15 protein-coding genes and 6 tRNA genes are annotated in these 17,155 nt (G+C 61.3%); 6 read left to right on the top strand and 15 right to left on the bottom strand.

Translation table 11 applies throughout. The features are described 5' to 3' along the window. Positions 1-45: 45 nt before the first annotated feature. Entirely contained in the window at positions 46-1,149 is a 1,104-nt protein-coding gene (locus H096_RS08500) for a polyamine ABC transporter substrate-binding protein (RefSeq protein WP_033897662.1), read from the bottom strand. Positions 1,150-1,287: 138 nt separating this feature from the next. Here H096_RS08500 and H096_RS08495 point away from each other — a divergent pair, with 138 nt between their 5' ends. Then, positions 1,288-2,079: a helix-turn-helix transcriptional regulator gene (locus H096_RS08495; protein ID WP_033897661.1), complete on the top strand. Its 792-nt coding sequence runs from the start codon at positions 1,288-1,290 to the stop codon at positions 2,077-2,079. A 73-nt stretch (positions 2,080-2,152) separates the two neighbouring features. Here the strand turns inward: H096_RS08495 and H096_RS08490 are convergent. From H096_RS08490 to H096_RS08465, 6 genes are all read right to left on the bottom strand, one after another. Beyond that, positions 2,153-2,228 (bottom strand) — tRNA-Gly (locus tag H096_RS08490). Between the two features lie 3 nt (positions 2,229-2,231). Then, positions 2,232-2,307, bottom strand: a tRNA-Glu gene (locus H096_RS08485). Between the two features lie 103 nt (positions 2,308-2,410). Continuing rightward, positions 2,411-2,486, bottom strand: a tRNA-Gly gene (locus tag H096_RS08480). Positions 2,487-2,489: 3 nt separating this feature from the next. Then, positions 2,490-2,565: transfer RNA gene (locus tag H096_RS08475), tRNA-Glu, on the bottom strand. Between the two features lie 104 nt (positions 2,566-2,669). Beyond that, positions 2,670-2,745: transfer RNA gene (locus H096_RS08470), tRNA-Gly, on the bottom strand. A gap of 3 nt (positions 2,746-2,748) precedes the next feature. Next, a tRNA-Glu gene (locus tag H096_RS08465) sits at positions 2,749-2,824 on the bottom strand. 360 nt (positions 2,825-3,184) lie between these two features. Here H096_RS08465 and H096_RS08460 point away from each other — a divergent pair. Both H096_RS08460 and H096_RS08455 read left to right on the top strand, forming a co-directional pair. Next, positions 3,185-3,955, top strand: coding sequence for a hypothetical protein (locus tag H096_RS08460; RefSeq protein WP_033897660.1), 771 nt, complete (start codon positions 3,185-3,187; stop codon positions 3,953-3,955). A 118-nt stretch (positions 3,956-4,073) separates the two neighbouring features. After that, complete coding sequence (locus H096_RS08455) at positions 4,074-4,886, top strand: alpha/beta fold hydrolase (protein WP_033897659.1); 813 nt, start codon at positions 4,074-4,076, stop codon at positions 4,884-4,886. 37 nt (positions 4,887-4,923) lie between these two features. On the opposite strand, the gene H096_RS08450 is transcribed toward H096_RS08455, so the two are convergent. The 3 genes from H096_RS08450 to H096_RS08440 form a co-directional block, all read right to left on the bottom strand. Continuing rightward, on the bottom strand, positions 4,924-6,891 hold the full coding sequence (locus tag H096_RS08450) for a methyl-accepting chemotaxis protein (protein ID WP_033897658.1): 1,968 nt from the start codon (positions 6,889-6,891) through the stop codon (positions 4,924-4,926). 114 nt (positions 6,892-7,005) lie between these two features. Then, positions 7,006-8,418, bottom strand: a complete 1,413-nt coding sequence (locus H096_RS08445; protein ID WP_033897657.1) for a PLP-dependent aminotransferase family protein — start codon at positions 8,416-8,418, stop codon at positions 7,006-7,008. A gap of 204 nt (positions 8,419-8,622) precedes the next feature. Further along, on the bottom strand, positions 8,623-9,384 hold the full coding sequence (locus H096_RS08440; RefSeq protein ID WP_033897656.1) for an SDR family oxidoreductase: 762 nt from the start codon (positions 9,382-9,384) through the stop codon (positions 8,623-8,625). Positions 9,385-9,613: 229 nt separating this feature from the next. Between H096_RS08440 and H096_RS08435 the strand changes: the two genes are divergently transcribed. After that, positions 9,614-10,621 (top strand): NADP-dependent oxidoreductase, encoded by a 1,008-nt coding sequence (locus tag H096_RS08435; RefSeq protein ID WP_033897655.1) that lies wholly within the window; start codon positions 9,614-9,616, stop codon positions 10,619-10,621. A gap of 69 nt (positions 10,622-10,690) precedes the next feature. Here the strand turns inward: H096_RS08435 and pyrF are convergent, their stop codons facing one another. Next, the gene (gene pyrF / locus H096_RS08430; protein WP_010211681.1) at positions 10,691-11,389 is read right to left on the bottom strand and encodes an orotidine-5'-phosphate decarboxylase; all 699 of its coding nucleotides are present in this window, start codon (positions 11,387-11,389) and stop codon (positions 10,691-10,693) included. A 259-nt stretch (positions 11,390-11,648) separates the two neighbouring features. Here pyrF and H096_RS08425 point away from each other — a divergent pair, with 259 nt between their 5' ends. Next, complete coding sequence (locus H096_RS08425; protein WP_033897703.1) at positions 11,649-12,413, top strand: response regulator; 765 nt, start codon at positions 11,649-11,651, stop codon at positions 12,411-12,413. After that, positions 12,413-13,447: an ATP-binding protein gene (locus tag H096_RS08420; protein WP_033897654.1), complete on the top strand. Its 1,035-nt coding sequence runs from the start codon at positions 12,413-12,415 to the stop codon at positions 13,445-13,447. The genes H096_RS08425 and H096_RS08420 overlap by 1 nt, the downstream gene beginning before the upstream one ends. Here H096_RS08420 and H096_RS08415 read toward each other — a convergent pair. The 4 genes from H096_RS08415 to H096_RS08400 all read right to left on the bottom strand — a co-directional run bounded on the left by H096_RS08415 (position 13,444) and on the right by H096_RS08400 (position 17,153). After that, positions 13,444-14,505, bottom strand: coding sequence for an AI-2E family transporter (locus H096_RS08415; RefSeq protein WP_033897653.1), 1,062 nt, complete (start codon positions 14,503-14,505; stop codon positions 13,444-13,446). The two genes, H096_RS08420 and H096_RS08415, sit on opposite strands and share 4 nt — an antisense overlap. A gap of 72 nt (positions 14,506-14,577) precedes the next feature. Beyond that, positions 14,578-15,396, bottom strand: coding sequence for a DUF4892 domain-containing protein (locus H096_RS08410; protein ID WP_033897652.1), 819 nt, complete (start codon positions 15,394-15,396; stop codon positions 14,578-14,580). Between the two features lie 102 nt (positions 15,397-15,498). Further along, complete coding sequence (locus tag H096_RS08405; protein ID WP_033897651.1) at positions 15,499-16,353, bottom strand: alpha/beta hydrolase; 855 nt, start codon at positions 16,351-16,353, stop codon at positions 15,499-15,501. Continuing rightward, a complete protein-coding gene (locus tag H096_RS08400; RefSeq protein WP_033897650.1) occupies positions 16,350-17,153 on the bottom strand; it encodes an alpha/beta hydrolase in 804 nt (267 codons plus the stop codon). Before H096_RS08400 ends, H096_RS08405 begins: the two co-directional genes overlap by 4 nt. Positions 17,154-17,155 lie beyond the last annotated feature (2 nt).

Here is a 17,155-nt window from a genome sequence, read left to right as displayed (position 1 = left end):
ACTGGCACGTCTGCAGCAGCCCGACCCGCCTATTCATTCACCCGATCAGGTGCCGCTCTTCACCTTGGTCCACACCCGCGTGCGGATTCGCTCCAATTTCAAGGGCAGCGGCTCCAGGGGAACCAAGGTGGCGATCGTCTCTTTGGACGGGTAAATCCAGGGGTTGTCGCGCAACTTCTGCTCGACCAACACGGTGGCGTCCTTGTTGGCGTTGGGGTACAGCGTGTGGTTGGAACTCTTGGCGATCACTTGCGGGTCGAGCATGTAGTTGATGAACGCCAGACCCTGCTTGGCATGCGGCGCATCCTTGAGCAGCACAAAGTTTTCCGACCACACCAACCCGCCCTCACGCGGCAGGCTGTAGGCAATCTTGCGGCCGGTGTTGTTTTTCTCATTGATAGCCTGCGCCGTCAGCGCCCCGCTCGCCCAGCCGACCACCACACAAATATTGCCGTCGGCAAAGTCGGCGTCGGTCCTGGAAGAGTCGAAGTAGAGGACGTAAGGGCGGATCTTCAGCAGCAGCGCCTGGGCTTTCTGGTAATCCTCAGGGTTCTGGCTGTTGCTTGGCAGGCCGAGGTAATGCAAGGCAATCGAGATGATTTCGCTCGGCGAGTCGAGCATTGCCACGCCACACGACTTGAGCTTGCTGATGTTCTCTTCCTTGAAGATCAGGTCCCAACTGTCCACCGGGGCATCGTCACCCAGGGCAGCCTTGACCTTATCCACGTCGTAACCAATGCCGGTGGTGCCCCACAAATAAGGCACGGCATAGCGGTTACCCGGATCGTTGGCGGACAGCAGCGCCAGCATTTCCGGATCGATGTGCGAGAAATTACTCAGTTGGGAGCGGTCCAGCGGTGCCAGCACACCGGCCTGGATCAGGCTGGGCAAGACATTCGAGGTGGCGACGACAACGTCATACCCGGTGCGCCCGGCCATGACCTTGCTCTGCATGATCTCGGCACTGTCGAAGGCATCCAGGTGCATCCGGGTACCGGTTTTCTGCTCAAATTCCTTGGGGGTTTCCGGCGCGATCAGCCCGAACCAGTTATACAGGTTGACCCGTGGCTCGGTCGCCGAGACCGGCGCACTGGTACACACAGAGACCAGCGCAGCCATAAAAATGGCGCGCAAATAGGGTTGACTCATCTCGCTATCCTTGTCAAAACGACAGGCCATCATGGCCTGCATCCACTGGTGGGTGAATATACGCGGCACGTCCGATTAGTAAATACCCAGAAGTACTTAGCCCAGCCCCATGAATGCCTAACCCTAAAGGGGTAGTAAATGTCGCTCGACCTTCACAACCTGGCCTGGCATCGGTCCGCCGGAACGCTGATCATGCAGTTGAACCGCCCGGCGTTCTGGAGCTCGCTGGTTCGCGTGTTAAAGGAATATGTCCAGATCGACAATTGGGTTGTACTGATCTTCAGCGACCAACAGGTGCGGGTCATCAGCCTGACCGAAGTCGCCGATGCGGACGAAGTGGACGCCCTGACCCAGCGCTATGTAAAAGGGCTGTACCTGCTGGACCCCTTTTATATCGCCAACCGGGAAAACCCGCAGAGTGGTTTTTTCCATCTGTCCGACATCGCGCCGGAGCATTTCCTGACCACCGAGTATTACCACCAGTACTTCGCCCAGTACGTCAGCGTGGACGAGGTGCAGTACAACGTGCAGCTCGACGTCGACCGAACGCTGTGCATTTCATTTGGCAGCAACGTGCGTTACAGCCCGCAGCAGATCACCACGCTGGACATGATCAAACCGTGGGTGATGGCATTGATGCATCAACGCATGTGCTTTGAGAATGATGCGGAAAAAAGCCAGGCCGAGCCGCCGCCATGGTCTGAGGCAATCATGCAACTTGGCGCACAAATCACTGCGCGCGAAAAAGATGTGCTGCGGTTGCTGTTGAGCGGTTTTTCCAACAAAGAGATCGCCGGCAAGCTGAGCCTGTCCACAGAGACCATCAAAGTTCATCGTCGCAACCTTTACAACAAGCTGAGCATCAAGTCTCAGTCCGAGTTGTTTGCACGGTTTTTCATGCCAGGGCAGGAAACGTCGCCTGCGCATTGAACGCCAGCGTCCTCTCACAAATCACGCACGAACAAAAACGCCGATCATTGCTGATCGGCGTTTTTGTTGAATATGGAGCGGGAAACGAGACTCGAACTCGCGACCCCGACCTTGGCAAGGTCGTGCTCTACCAACTGAGCTATTCCCGCAAATGGCGTCCCCTAGGGGACTCGAACCCCTGTTACCGCCGTGAAAGGGCGGTGTCCTAGGCCACTAGACGAAGGGGACACGCTACTGAGACACAGAGTGTGTATCTCAGTGCCCAGAGGTTAGATCCGAAGATCATGCCCTGGTTTCACTCAGTGCCGCCCGAAGGCCACACTGCTTAAATTGGAGCGGGAAACGAGACTCGAACTCGCGACCCCGACCTTGGCAAGGTCGTGCTCTACCAACTGAGCTATTCCCGCAAATGGCGTCCCCTAGGGGACTCGAACCCCTGTTACCGCCGTGAAAGGGCGGTGTCCTAGGCCACTAGACGAAGGGGACACACAACTGAAACACATGGTGTGTATTTCAGTGTCCAGAGGTTAGATCCGAAGATCATGCCCTGGTTTCACTCAGTGCCGCCCGAGGGCCACACTGCTTAAACTTGGAGCGGGAAACGAGACTCGAACTCGCGACCCCGACCTTGGCAAGGTCGTGCTCTACCAACTGAGCTATTCCCGCAAATGGCGTCCCCTAGGGGACTCGAACCCCTGTTACCGCCGTGAAAGGGCGGTGTCCTAGGCCACTAGACGAAGGGGACACACGTACAACATTCACTACCTAACCGCGTTTCGCTGTGTGCTTTACGCGTTAAGTGGCGCGCATTCTATGGATGGATTGAAAGGTCGTCAACCCCCAAGGATAAATTTATTAAAATCAATGACTTCGACCTGCTTTCAGGGCCTGCGGGCGAATTGTGCGCGTCCGGGCTTTGACGCCTATATTCTGGCGCCCGACAAGGCGCTATAGTTCGCTCCGGCAAATGATGGCAATGTGCATCCATGCAGGGAGCGCCTATCTATATAGAAGCAAACTACCTGGGCAACTGGTCGATCAGTCCTATCCGCCGGATGGCCCAGTCACTACACTCCACTGTAAACCCTATAAAGAGGTCACACCGGTGACACCACTCATGATCACCCTGCTGGTAATAGCCGGGATCGTAATACTGATCGCCATTGGCTACATGAACCACGTGGTGGAAAACAACAAGCTGGAAAAGAAGCGCACCGAGATCGAGCTTAATGATCGCCTGCGTCGCTGCGGTGAAATCACCGAGACCTTCCCCGGCCAGTTGATGACCCCGGCGCTCAAACTGTTGATGACTCGCCTGGAACTCAACGTCAACCAGCGCCTGTTGAACCTCAACAAAGGCAGCGCACCGCTGAAGGCCCGCATCGCCGAGCTGAATACGCTGGTGGCCCAGGGCGAATCGATCCCGGTGAACAACCCGCCCGCGCCGATCCAGACCGAAGCCAAGGCCAAGGACGTACGCTTCCTGCTCGAAGCCCTGCACGGCCAGGTCACCCGCGCCGCCCAGGACGGTTTCCTGCCGGCCAACGAGGCCAAGCACTGGATCCGTGAAATCCGCCATATCCTGGTGTTGCTGCACATCGAGTTCTTCAACAACCTCGGCCAGCACGCCCTGCAACAAGGCCAGCCGGGCCAGGCACGCCTGGCGTTCGAGCGCGGCGTACAGTACCTGCGCAAACAGCCGGAACCGGTGATCTACAGCGCACAACTGCAACAGCTGGAAGCCCAACTGGCCCGTGCCAACTCCACGGTGCTGACCAACAGCAAGCCGGCCGAAGACGAGGTCAACGAACTGACCGAAGGCCTCAAAGTGGTGGACACCGACGCCGAGTGGAAGAAGAAAGTCATCTACGATTGATTGGCCCTCCCCCCCTGTGGCGAACCCGGTTCGCCACATGCCATCACTTTGCATCTATCCCCCCGCCCCCGACTAGCGTAAAAAAGTGCCCCTTACTCCGTGAAGTCAGAGGCCCGCTATGCCTGTCGCCGTCATTGATGGACAACCGCTGCACTACATTGACCAAGGCACCGGCCCGGTCGTCCTGCTGGGTTCAAGCTACCTGTGGGACGCCGATATGTGGGCGCCGCAGATCGAAGCGCTGTCGCAACAATACCGTGTCATCGTGCCGGAACTGTGGGGTCATGGTGAATCCGGTGCGTTGCCCGCGCAAACCCATTCCCTGGACGACCTCGCGCGCCAGGCCCTGGCCCTGCTCGACCAGTTGGACATCCCCCAGATCAACCTGGTGGGGCTCTCGGTCGGCGGTATGTGGGGCGCACGCCTGGCGCTGCTGGCCCCCGAGCGAATCAACAGCCTGGTGCTGATGGACACCTACTTGGGCGCCGAGCCCGAGGCCACGCGCCAGTACTACTTTTCGTTGTTCAAGATGATCGAAGACGCCGGCGCCATCCCCGAGCCGCTGCTGGATGTGGTCGCGCCGATCTTCTTTCGCCCGGGTATCGACCGCGAATCAGCGCTATACCAGGATTTCCGCCGACAATTGCAGAGTTACTCCAAGGAGCGCCTGTTGCAGAGCATCGTGCCTCTGGGCCGGCTGATCTTCAGTCGCGAAGACGTGCTGGAGCAACTGCCGCGCCTGGACGCCGACACCACCTTGGTGATGTGCGGCGAGCAGGACAAACCGCGCCCTCCCGCCGAGTCCGAGGAAATGGCGGGCCTGATCGGCTGCAGCCTGATCCTGATTCCGGAAGCCGGCCATATCAGCGCCAGGGAAAACCCGGACTTCGTCAACGAAGCCCTGCTGACCTTCCTCGCCAACAACGCCTGACCCGCCCTCCCCTGTGGTCGTCTCACTCACGCGGCGATCACAGGCGGAAGTGCCCCACCATGCCCTTGAGTTCCGCGCCCAACTGCGCCAGTTGAATACTCGACGCGGCGTTGCCCTGCATGCTCAGCGCCGACTGATCGGCACTGGCGCGAATGCTGGTGACGCTGCGGTTGATCTCTTCAGCCACCGAGCTTTGCTCCTCGGCCGCCGCGGCAATCTGCTGGTTCATCTGTTGGATCAGCGACACCGCCACCGCAATGCTGCCCAACGCACTTTCGGTTTCCAGCGCATCGCTCACTGCCAGCTTCACCAACTCGCCGCTTTGCTGGATCTGCTGCACCGAGGACTGGGCCGCGCTGCGTAAGGTACTGACCAGTCGCTCGATCTCCTCGGTGGATTGCTGGGTACGCTTGGCCAGGGCCCGTACTTCATCGGCCACCACCGCAAAACCACGGCCCTGCTCGCCGGCACGGGCGGCCTCGATGGCGGCGTTGAGGGCCAGCAGGTTGGTCTGTTCGGCCACGCTCTTGATCACACTCAACACGCTGCCGATGTGCTGAATTTCCGCGCTCAAGCTCTCGATGCTGGCGCTGGCAGAGGTGCTGGAAGCAGCCAGCAATTCAATGCGCTGCAAACTCTGGCGCACCACCTGCTGGCCGCTGTCGACTTTGTCATCGGCGGTCTGTGCGGCTTGCGCCGCCTCTTCGGCGTTGCGCGCCACATCGTGCACGGTGGCGGTCATCTGGTTCATCGCCGTGGCAACCTGTTCGGTTTCTTCTTTCTGGCTGCTGACCTCGACGTTGGTCTGCTCGGTGACGCTGGACAATGAATGCGCCGAACTGGCCAGTTGCTCGATACCGGCTTGCAGGCCGCTGACCATCTGGCTAAGCCCATTACCCATCTGTTGCATCGCCTGCATCAACTGGCCTATTTCATCACGACGGCTGACCTCCATGCGCCCACTCAAATCGCCGGCGGCAATCTGCTGGGCCACCGCAATCACACTGCGCAGCGGCGCGACGATCAAACGGGTGATCACCCACGCCGCAATCAACCCCACCAACAACGCCAAAGCCGAAGAGCCGATGATCAGCATCGCGCTTTTCTTCAACTGCGCCTGCATCGACTGGTCTTCGGCGTCGTAGGCCTGGTTGACCCGACTGACGACCTCACCCGCCCGATCATGCAGCTGCTTGTAGACCACCTTTTCCTGGGCTAGCAGGCCGGTGTACTCGCCGAGCTTTTCACTGAATGCGGCGATATGCCCGGCCACTTCGTTGAGCACGGTCTGGTAGCCGGAATCCTTGACCGCAGTTTTCAGTTGCTCGACCTGGGCGAGGGCCTGGTCGGCTTGCTCGATCTTGCCCTGCTCACCGTTGTCCTCATCGACTTTTCGGCTCTGGTTCAGGCGTACATGGGCTTCATTCATGGCCTGCAGCATCAGGCGCGACACCTGGCTGACCTGCCCCGCCTGCTCGATAAACTCAGCGCCTTCCTTGCCCTGGCTTTCCTTCAAGCCATAGGCACCGTCATCCGCCAGCCCGGCCTGCAACACGTCAAGGTTGTTGGCCACGCTGGACACCGACCAACTGGCCATTTCCAACGCCAGGTCTTTGGTCTGGGTCAGTTCGACAAACTCATCGAACGCCTTGCGGTAGGCGGCCAAGGCCTGTTCGACATCGGTCATGACCGGCACGTTGGCCGCCGACTGGGCCTTGAGACTGGCCGCAAGCGCCGCCAAGGCATCAACGCTTTCATGCAGGGCATCGACGGCTTTGGGGTCGGCGTGCAGCGCGTAGTCCTGCTCGATCAGGCGCACCTTGAGCAAGCCGCTGTTAAGCGACGACATGGCCTTGAGGCCTTCGAAACGCTGGCCAACGGTTTGCAGGGACCACACCCCGATCGCCGCGACCAAGGCCGTCAACAGCAATACCAGGGTGAAACCCAAGCCCAGCTTTTTTGCCATACCAAGGTTGGCGAATTGTCGTTGCACGGCCGAAATCATTGCACTTGAATCCTCTTGCAATGGCGGTTGCCATCGAGCCCGGTTTACATAGGCGAGATTCGCAACCACAAGGCACTGAACACAAGTCGTTGGCGCCACAATAATGGCAAAAAGCTACACGTTCGTCGTTTTCAGAATGGTCGAGGTCGATCTGGCGGGCCCCATGGCGCGGAACAACGCCAAGGCCCGTTGATCATCGGCATAGGCCACATTGATGCGCAGCCACTCACTGGGCTCGCTGGTTGGGCTGAACAGCGCTCCCGGCGACAACAAAACCCCGAGCCGCCGGGCACATACCTGTAACCGCGATGAATCCGGTGCCCCTGGTCGCGCCCACACGAACATGCCGCCGGCAGGCGCGGTGAACACCTCCCACTCCTCGTCCTCCAGCACCTGCAGCGTAGCCGTCATTTGCGTATTCAACCGCTTGCGCAAGCGCTGTACCCATTTGCGATAAGTGCCATTCGCCAGCAGCGTGGCCACCACCGCTTCGGCAAAGCGTGAGGTGCCGAAACCGGTCAGGGTCTTGAGGCTGGCCAACTGCGTGATGATCGTGGCGCTGGCACTCAGGTAACCCACGCGCAAGGCACTGCTCAAGGTCTTGGAAAAGCTTGCGACGTAGATCACCCGGTCATCATGGGGCAACGCCGATAGACGCGTGCAACTGGCATGTTGCAAGTCACCGAAGACATCCTCTTCGACGATCAGGAAATTGTCGCGTCGCGCCAGCGCCAGCAAGCGCTCGGCCACCGTGCGGCTCAGGCTGGAGCCGGTGGGGTTGTGATACAGGCTATTAATGAACAGGCACTTGGGCCGGTGCCGTTGCAGCAGTGCTTCCAGCGCCGGAATGTCCGGGCCCGTGGGGGTTCGCGGCACGTGCAGCAGTTGCACACCGTGGAACGCCAGTTGCCTATAGAGGTTGCCGTACCCTGGCGTCTCGACCACCACGCAGTCGCCGGCCTTGAGCAAGGTGCGTATCAGCAAGTCCTGGGCATGGCTCGCACCCGCCGTGGTAAGGATACGGTCCTGGTGGGCCGCAATGTGGATTCGGCTCAGCCGCTTGAGCAGTTGCTCGCGCAGCGCCGGCAACCCCAGTGGCGTGCTGTAGTTGAACAGGCCGGCGGTGTCGGTACGGGTGACTTCACGAATCGCATAACTGATGTCATCGCTTTCACGCCAGGCATCGGGCAACCGGCCGCAGCCCAGCTTCAGCTCTCCCAGTGGACTATCGACAAAGTCCCCCCATTCCCGCTCGGCGCCTTCGTACCACTGGCCCTCATGCAAGGCCGGTGGCTGAGCCACGCTGAAACCCGAGCCCGGCTTGGAAACCAGCACACCCTGGGCGACCATCCGCTCGAACGCCTCGATCACGCTGGATTGGCTGAGCAGGTTATCGAGGGCCACCTGTCGAATGGACGGTAAGCGTGTGCCAGGGCTCACCCCACTTGTGCGAATCCATTGCGCCACTGCGCTGATGATTTGCTGCACCACCGGTACAAGGGCTTGTCGATCGATCCCTAAATCCATGCGCCACTCACTTCAACTGTCTGTTATTCAACCCAGAACAGTTAAGCACAGAAGCACATTTCGGCCGCTCGCCAAGTTTTATTAAATTATTGATTTTATTGAGTTATTTACCTGCTGATACACATTCTCACAAGGCACGGTGCCAGCTATGGAAACGCCCCACAGCCCCCCCAAACCTTTTCGAATGAAGGGCGGCGTGAGGTCCTAGATAGCGGTCGCACCACCGTCCACCGCCAAGGCTTGACCCGTGGTAAAGGCCGCGCCGTCGCTGCACAGATAAAGCACCGCACTGGCGATTTCCTCAACCTTGCCGATGCGCCCGACCGGGTGCATGGCGGCGGCAAATTCAGCCTTGCGTGGGTCGGCTTCATAGGCGCGCCGGAACATATCAGTATCGATCACCGCTGGGCAGACTGCGTTGACGCGGATTTTCTTCTTCGCATACTCGATGGCCGCCGATTTGGTCAGGCCGATCACCGCATGTTTGGAGGCCGCATAAATGCTCATCTTCGGCGCCGCTCCCAGGCCCGCCACCGAGGCGGTGTTAACAATGGCGCCGCCGCCCTGGGCCAGCAACAGCGGCAACTGGTGCTTCATGCACAACCACACGCCCTTGACGTTGACGCCCATGATCGCGTCGAACTCATCCAGGCTGCCGTCGGCCAGCTTGCCCTTTTCGATCTCGATCCCGGCGTTATTGAAGGCGTAGTCCAGGCGACCGTAGGCAGCAATGGTCTGGGCCATCAATTGCTGCACATCCGCCTCCAGCGTAACGTTGCAGCGCACGAACAGCGCTTCGCCGCCAGCCTGGTGGATCAGGGCGACAGTGCCCTCGCCGCCCGCCACGTCCAGGTCGGCAACCACGACCTTCAAGCCTTCGGCGGCGAACGCCAGCGCGGTGGCGCGGCCAATACCGGCAGCGGCGCCAGTCACCAGGGCGACCTGGCCGGAAAACGTCATGCTCATAGAAGATGTCCTGTGGGAGAAAATAGCCGTGGGTCGAGTCTAGCCAACGCCGCGTCGCACGCGTCAGCACTATCAAACCGCCGGTTGGCGCTGCATGGATCGCAGTGATAACAGGCACAGGGCGACTATCAGCAACGCCTATCGACCGCCATTCGCGCCCTCGGTAAACCTTGCCCCAGGCGCGTTCAAGGTCTATCACTTCAGGTTCATTTCCAGAAGAGTCGCTGCCATGACCGCCCAGACCAACCGCCAATTCCTGCTCGCCAAGCGCCCGGTCGGCGCAGCCACCCGGGACACCTTCACTTATCAGGAAGTGCCGGTGGGCACGCCCCAGGATGGCCAGGTGCTGGTGCGCAACGAATACCTGTCCCTCGACCCAGCCATGCGCGGCTGGATGAATGAAGGCAAGTCCTACATTCCGCCGGTCGGCATCGGCGAAGTCATGCGCGCGCTGGGTGTGGGCAAAGTAATTGCGTCGAACAACCCGAAGTTCGCCGTCGGCGACTACGTCAATGGCGCCCTGGGCGTGCAGGATTATTTCCTGGGCGAACCGCGTGGTTTCTACAAGATCGATCCGAAACTCGCGCCGTTGCCGCGCTACCTCTCCGCCCTGGGCATGACCGGCATGACCGCCTACTTTGCGCTGCTGGAAACGGGTGCGCCCAAGGCCGGCGAAACCGTGGTGATCTCCGGCGCAGCCGGTGCCGTGGGCAGCATTGCCGGGCAGATCGCCAAGCTCAAAGGTTGCCGCGTGGTGGGCATTGCCGGCGGCGCCGACAAGTGCAAGTTCCTGGTGGACGAATTGGGCTTCGACGCCGCCATCGACTACAAAAGTGAAGACGTGCCCGCTGCCCTCAAGCGCGAGTGCCCCAAAGGCGTCGACGTGTATTTCGATAACGTCGGCGGCGATATTCTCGACGCCGTCCTCAGCCGCCTGGCACTGAAAGCCCGCGTGGTCATCTGCGGCGCCATCAGCCAATACAACAACAAGGAAGCCGTGAAAGGCCCGGCCAACTACTTGTCACTGCTGGTCAATCGCGCGCGCATGGAGGGCTTTGTAGTCATGGATCACGCCGCAGGCTTTGCCGCTGCTGGCCAGGAAATGGCCGGCTGGATGGCCCAGGGCAAGCTAAAGAGCAAGGAAGATATTGTGGAGGGGCTGGAGACGTTCCCGGAGACGCTGATGAAGCTGTTCAACGGCGAGAACTTTGGGAAGCTGGTGCTGAAGGTCAACTGACGCACTGTGGATCAAATTGTGGGAGCGGGCTTGCCCGCTCCCACATTTGTTACCAGGTTCGACCTGAAATCAGGCGATCTCGGCAACCACTGCCGCCAGCGCCTTGGCCGGATCCGCCGCCTGGCTGATCGGCCGCCCGATCACCAGGTAATCAGAACCCGCATCCAGTGCCTGACGCGGCGTCAGAATACGCCGCTGGTCATCCTGTGCGCTGCCCGCCGGACGAATCCCAGGCGTCACCAACTGCAACGAAGGGTGCGCAGTCTTCAGCGCCTGGGCTTCCAGCGCCGAACACACCAGGCCATCGAGACCGGCTTTCTGCGCCAGGGCAGCCAGGCGCAGCACCTGCTCTTGAGGCTCGATATCCAGACCGATACCGGCCAGGTCTTCACGTTCCATGCTGGTAAGCACGGTCACGCCGATCAACAAAGGCTTGGGACCGCTGCGCTGTTCAAGCACCTCACGGCAAGCACTCATCATGCGCAGGCCGCCGGAGCAGTGCACGTTGACCATCCACACGCCCATTTCGGCGGCGGCCTTGACCGCCATGGCGGTGGTGTTGGGGATATCGTGGAATTTCAGGTCGAGGAACACCTCGAAGCCTTTATCACGCAAGGTGCCGACGATTTCCGCCGCGCAACTGGTGAACAATTCCTTGCCGACCTTGACCCGGCAAAGCTTCGGGTCCAACTGGTCAGCCAGCTTCAGTGCGGCGTCACGAGTGGGGTAATCCAGGGCGACGATGATAGGAGTCTGGCAGACGGACATTGGAATGGGCTCTCAGGCAAGTCGAAATCGGCGCGGATTGTAGCGCAAGCGGCGCCGTTGCGGGATCCGATGATCGGTAAATACTGACCAAGCGCCATCGGGCGGGCATTTTCTCCAATTATTTCAAAGCTGATACATTCACGACATGCCCCCAACACGCCCCACGGCTAGCCTCGCTCGCACGACCCAACGACCAGCACTTCCAGCCATGGGGCTGGACGCCTATGCTGACCGCAACGACCAGGCAGATGATCGCATTATGCAGACCCCTTCCGTCTCTTTGAACGACGAGCAAAAAGGCGCGGTGATCGCCGATGACAAGCGCTGGAACACCCGCGCGCTGATCGTTGACGACGATGTGCCGATCCGCGAACTGCTGATCGACTACCTCGCCCGCTTCGGCATCCTGGCCACTGGCGTCACCGACGGCACCGCCATGCGCCAGGCCATGCAGGCTGAAACCTTCGATGTGGTGGTGCTCGACCTGATGTTGCCCGGTGAAGACGGCCTGTCGCTGTGCCGCTGGCTGCGCGCAGAGTCGGACATTCCGATCCTGATGCTCACCGCCCGCTGCGAGCCGACGGACCGCATCATCGGCCTGGAGCTGGGCGCTGACGACTATATGTCCAAGCCGTTCGAGCCGCGTGAGCTGGTAGCGCGGATCCAGACCATCCTGCGCCGTGTACGCGATGACCGCACCGAACAGCGCGCCAACATCCGCTTCGACACCTGGCGCCTCAACAGTGTGTTACGCCAGTTGGTGGCCGACGATGGCCTGGTGGTGCCGCTGTCCAACGCGGAATTCCGCCTGCTGTGGGTGTTCATCGAGCGTCCGCGCCGGGTGTTGAGCCGCGAACAATTGCTGGATGCCGCCCGTGGCCGCTCCATTGAAGCCTTTGATCGCAGCATCGACTTGCTGGTGTCGCGCCTGCGGCAAAAACTCGGGGACGATCCCAAGGCCCCGCAACTGATCAAGACCGTGCGCGGCGAAGGCTACCTGTTCGATGCGCGGGATATCGGTTGATGCGCAACACCTTCAACACGCTGTTCGGTCGACTGTTTGGCGTGTTGCTGGTGGCGATCGTGCTGGCCCACGTGCTGGCGATCTCCTGGTTTCGTTATTACGGCCCGCCCCCGCCGCCGCCCCAGGAAACCTTTGTCGAACAGCCCGACGGCACGATGAAGCTCCTGCCCAAGCACAAACGTCCGTGGTTTGGCGGCCCGGTGGTGCCGCTGACGTTCCAGTTCATCTCGTTGATCATTGCCGCCTGGTACGGCGCCAAGCTGCTGAGCCGGCCGATCCAGCGCCTGAGCGAAGCCGCCGAGCGCCTGAGCCTGGACCTCGACAGCCCACCCCTCGACGAGTCGGGACCGCGTGAGGCACGGCAGGCCGCGTCGACCTTCAACCTGATGCAACGGCGCATTCGCGAACAGGTCAGCCAACGCGCGCGCATGCTCGGCGCGGTCTCCCATGACCTGCGCACGCCGCTCTCGCGCCTCAAGCTGCGCCTGGAACAGATCGAAGACACCAAGCTGCAAGGCCAGATGCGCCAGGACCTGGACGATATGATCGGCATGCTCGACGCCACCCTGAGCTACCTGCATGAACAACGCACCAGCGAAACCCGGCACTGGCTCGACGTGCAGGCGTTGGTCGAGTCCATGAGCGAAAACGCCCAGGACCAAGGCTCCGACGTACAATTCGCCGGTACCTGCGCGCCGCTGCAGGTGCAGCCAATGGCCTTGCGTTCGTGCCTCAACAACCTGATCGACAATGCCCTGCGCTATGCCGGTACGGCACGCATTGAGTTGGCAGACAGCCGCGAGGCCCTGGTGATCCGCGTGATCGATCACGGCCCTGGCATTGCAGCCGACAAGCGCGAGGCGGTGTTCGAGCCGTTCTATCGGCTGGAAGGCTCACGCAATCGCAACTCCGGCGGGGTCGGCCTGGGCATGACGATTTCCAAGGAAGCCGCCGAACGCCTCGGCGGTCGGCTGCACCTGGAGGAAACCCCCGGCGGTGGCTTGACCGCCGTGATGTGGTTGCCCAGGGCTTAAAGCGGTTTGTCTTCCCGACGGCCTTGGGCCTGGGTCGCACTCCAATCCATCAGCAGGCTGTAGGCCACCGCCAGCAGGGTCGGGCCGATAAACAGGCCGATGAACCCAAACGCAATCAAACCGCCGAACACGCCGAGCAACACGATCACCAGCGGCAGGTTGCCGCCACGGCTGATCAGGTAGGGCTTGAGCACGTTGTCCACGCCGCTGATGATGAAGGTGCCCCACACGCCGAGGAACACCGCGTAGGTGTAATCACCCTTCCACGCCAGCCAGGCCGTGGCCGGGATCCACACCAGCGGTGGGCCCATGGGAATCAGGCTGAGCAGGAAGGTGACGATACCCAGCACCAATGCCCCCGGCACGCCGGCGATCCAGAAGCCGATCAACGCCAACAGCGCTTGGGCAGCGGCGGTGCCGATCACGCCGTTGACCACCCGTTGCACGGTGCCGGCCACCAGTTCGATGTAATAGCCGGCGCGATCGCCGATCAAGCGTTCCAGCAGGCGGTGTACGAAGACCGCCAGGCGCGGCCCATCCCGGTAGAAGAAGAACACGAACACCAGGCTCAACGTCAGCTCAAGGATGCCGCCGCCGATCTGCGCGCTGCGTGCCAGCAACCAATTACCCACCTGCCCCAGATAGGGCTTGATGCTGACCATCAAGGCTGCGCCCTGTTGGTCGATGCTGTCCCACATCGCCACCAGGCGTTCGCCCACGAACGGGATCGAACCGAGCCACGTCGGCGCCTCGGGCAAACCGTCGACCTGAATATCCTTGATCAAGCCCACGGCATCCCGCACATGGTCCGCCAGGTTGAAGCCCAGCCACACCAGCGGCACTGCCACCAGCAACATCCAGCCTAGCGTCAGAATGCCCGCTGCCAGGGATTCCCGGCCGCCCAGCCAACGGGTCAGCAGGCGCATCACCGGCCAACTGGCAAACGCCAGCACCGCGCCCCAGAACAGCGCCGACCAGAACGGCGCCATCACCCAGAAGCTGGCACCGAACAGCACCAGCAGCAGGATTTGCACCAGTAGGCGATCGTTATTGAGCATGTAGGATCTCGAAAGGAAGACTGTAGGAAGACAGCTTAGGCGAACGGCGCGGGTCCGTTCGCCCTGTTACGCCTAGCGTATCAGATGCAGGTGCAGGCCTTTGGCGTCACCTGTGCCGGTTTCCATGCGTGCAGCGCGCACGCCCTTGTCGACCAACGCCTGGCGCCAGGCTTCGGCGGTTGGGCCGGTCAGGCTGACGCGCAACGTGGCATCCAGGTTCAGCCCACGGGAAATCAGGGTCAGCCAGGTGTCGTCAGGTTCTGCGCCCAATGCGGGAAAATCCAGCTCGCCGGTGCTTTTCAATTCCCGCAGCAGGGTCGCTGAGGTGGGTAGCAGGTCGGCCAGCGGCGCGTTGGCGTCCAACTGTTCTACGTGCAGGTAAGCGCGGCGGTTGCCACGGGTGATGCCGTACAGCGCCACCAGGGAGTTTTCCTGGGGAGCCGCGAGGCGCAGCAGCAGGTATTCCTGCTGCCCGTCAGCACCGACCAGCTTGGCGTTGCCGAACACTTCATTGGCCCACAGGCTGCTTTCACCGCAATCGCGGGCCTGGCACCAGAACAACAACTGCGCGCCCTTCTCCTGCAAGGCTTCACGCGTCGCCTTGAACGCGGCGCTGGAGCTGTGCTCGGCGGGCAGCTCATAGGTGATGGCGGTGGTTTGGCCACGGGCGGTGGCCTGGCCTTCATAACGCAACTGGCCGCTGATCTTGCGGATCGCGCCCATGGGGTAGATGCGTTCTTTTTCTTCGGCGGGACGGTAGTCGACGATTTGCGAGTCGACCTGGCGGGCCACGGTGGGCAGGTCCTGGCTGCCCGGTACGTCGGCGGCGAATACCAGTGGGCTCAAAAGGCTCAAGCCCAGGATACGGATACATCCGTTACGCACGCTCATAAGATCAACGAGCCCTGGCCATCGGAGGTCGCAGCGGTGTTGAGTTTGTTCATGGTTGACTCCCTTTCAATCCGCCCAGCCTCGGCAGTTGACCGCCCCAAGTCAAGGCGCGGAGAAGAACCGATTGAAACAGTCTGCAACAAGGACCGCGCCGGACTCATCATTCAGGTGTAAATGATGGCCGCCTGGCAGCGTGGTGACCGTAAAGGGCAGCTGGGAAAGCAATTCGGAATGTTTCGCCAACATGCCGTCAGCAGCGACCACCAACTGGGTAGGACAACCCACGCGTCGCACGAAAGCCATCGCCTGTTCCTCAGTCAGACGAACCGGCGAAGCCAGAGTCAGACGGCTGTCGGTACGCCAGGTGTAACCGCCCGGCACTGGCATCAAACCGCGCTGGGCCAGCCGTTCGGCGGCTTCGCGGCTGACCGCCACCACGCCTTTCATACGAGCCTCGACCGCTCGATCCAGGGTGTTGTAGACCGGCTTGCGCTTGTCTTGCAGGTTCAACTGCGCCTGCAAGGCCATGCCCAGTCGCTCGGCGGCGTTCTCGCCGCTGGCGGTGGGCGGGATCACACCGTCGATCAATCCCAGGTGTGTCACGCGCTCCGGCAACGCACCGGCCAGCACCAGGGACACGATGGCGCCGAGAGAATGGCCAAGTAATGCAAAACGTTTCCAACCCAGTTGTTCAGCCACTTGCAGCACGTCAAAGACGTAATCCCACAAGGCATATCCGGCCCCGGTAGGACGGTGCGCCGAATGCCCATGCCCGGCCATATCCAATGCAACGATGCGCAGGCCCTGAAGTTTCGGCGCCAGCCGCGCAAAGCTGTTGGCGTTGTCCAGCCAGCCATGCAGGGCAATCACCGGCAAGCCGTCCTCGGGCCCGAACAGATGGGCCGCCAGTTCGATATGCGGCAGGCTCAGGCGCACTTCTTCGACCGGCGTGCTCATGCGCAACTGCGCTCACGGGCTTCCCAGCGGGAGAACAGGTTCTTGATCAAGGTCGCGGTGTCCTGCGGGCGCTCAAGGGGGAACATGTGGCCGCCGGGCATGGTGAGCATTTCGCCCATGGGCAGGCGCCCGACGCCGCTGGCGTGGTGACGCATCACCACCCGGCTCTGCCGGCCGCGCACCACCGCCAGTGGCACCTTCAACTGGCGCACTTGGCCGGGGCTGGTGTGGGGCACGCCACGGTAGATGCTGATTTCGGTGGCCGGATCGAAACGCAGGCGCAGGCGATCACCCACTTGCAGCAGGCCGTGTTGCAGGTAAGCGTCGAAGCATTCGGGGTCAAAGCCACGGAACAGGGTCTTGCCGGCGAAATAGCTGCGCGCGGCGTCCAGGTCGCTGAACTCTTCTCGACGGCCCAGGGTGCGCCCGGCCGGGGTCAGGCGGTCGATAAACCCGAAACGCTTGGCCGCGCGGATCACCCAACGGTCGGCGCGGGTCAGCACCGGCGAATCCAGCATGACGACGCCGCGATACAACTGCGGGCAACGCATGGCCGCGTGCAGGTGCAACACGCCGCCGAGGGAATGGCCCACGCCCCACACCGGTTCCGGTTGCTGTTCCAGGTGGTGGATCAGTTCGTCCACCAGGTTCTGCCAGTTGTCGTCCACCGGAAACCTGGGGTCGTGACCGTGCTGCGGCAGGTGAGCCACCGCATATTCCGGGGCCAGGGCGGCGAACAACTTGCCGTAGGTGGCCGAGGGGAAGCCATTGGCGTGGGCAAAAAACACGTGCTGCGACATAC

The organism is Pseudomonas sp. FH1 (assembly GCF_000510895.2).
Taxonomy (GTDB): Bacteria; Pseudomonadota; Gammaproteobacteria; order Pseudomonadales; family Pseudomonadaceae; genus Aquipseudomonas; species Aquipseudomonas azotoformans_A.
The sequence above is the reverse complement of the archived record's forward strand: the minus strand, read 5'-3'. Positions and strand labels throughout refer to the sequence as shown.

What these genes read in the sequence shown, in the direction of transcription:
- pyrF (WP_010211681.1), bottom strand. Translation starts at nt 11,389, where the DNA reads ATGTCCGTCTGCCAGACTCCTATCATCGTCGCCCTGGATTACCCCACT.
- H096_RS08415 (WP_033897653.1), bottom strand. Translation starts at nt 14,505, where the DNA reads ATGCTCAATAACGATCGCCTACTGGTGCAAATCCTGCTGCTGGTGCTG.
- H096_RS08425 (WP_033897703.1), top strand. Translation starts at nt 11,649, where the DNA reads ATGCAGACCCCTTCCGTCTCTTTGAACGACGAGCAAAAAGGCGCGGTG.
- H096_RS08410 (WP_033897652.1), bottom strand. Translation starts at nt 15,396, where the DNA reads ATGAGCGTGCGTAACGGATGTATCCGTATCCTGGGCTTGAGCCTTTTG.
- H096_RS08500 (WP_033897662.1), bottom strand. Translation starts at nt 1,149, where the DNA reads ATGAGTCAACCCTATTTGCGCGCCATTTTTATGGCTGCGCTGGTCTCT.
- H096_RS08420 (WP_033897654.1), top strand. Translation starts at nt 12,413, where the DNA reads ATGCGCAACACCTTCAACACGCTGTTCGGTCGACTGTTTGGCGTGTTG.
- H096_RS08495 (WP_033897661.1), top strand. Translation starts at nt 1,288, where the DNA reads ATGTCGCTCGACCTTCACAACCTGGCCTGGCATCGGTCCGCCGGAACG.
- H096_RS08440 (WP_033897656.1), bottom strand. Translation starts at nt 9,384, where the DNA reads ATGAGCATGACGTTTTCCGGCCAGGTCGCCCTGGTGACTGGCGCCGCT.
- H096_RS08400 (WP_033897650.1), bottom strand. Translation starts at nt 17,153, where the DNA reads ATGTCGCAGCACGTGTTTTTTGCCCACGCCAATGGCTTCCCCTCGGCC.
- H096_RS08405 (WP_033897651.1), bottom strand. Translation starts at nt 16,353, where the DNA reads ATGAGCACGCCGGTCGAAGAAGTGCGCCTGAGCCTGCCGCATATCGAA.
- H096_RS08445 (WP_033897657.1), bottom strand. Translation starts at nt 8,418, where the DNA reads ATGGATTTAGGGATCGATCGACAAGCCCTTGTACCGGTGGTGCAGCAA.
- H096_RS08435 (WP_033897655.1), top strand. Translation starts at nt 9,614, where the DNA reads ATGACCGCCCAGACCAACCGCCAATTCCTGCTCGCCAAGCGCCCGGTC.
- H096_RS08450 (WP_033897658.1), bottom strand. Translation starts at nt 6,891, where the DNA reads ATGATTTCGGCCGTGCAACGACAATTCGCCAACCTTGGTATGGCAAAA.
- H096_RS08455 (WP_033897659.1), top strand. Translation starts at nt 4,074, where the DNA reads ATGCCTGTCGCCGTCATTGATGGACAACCGCTGCACTACATTGACCAA.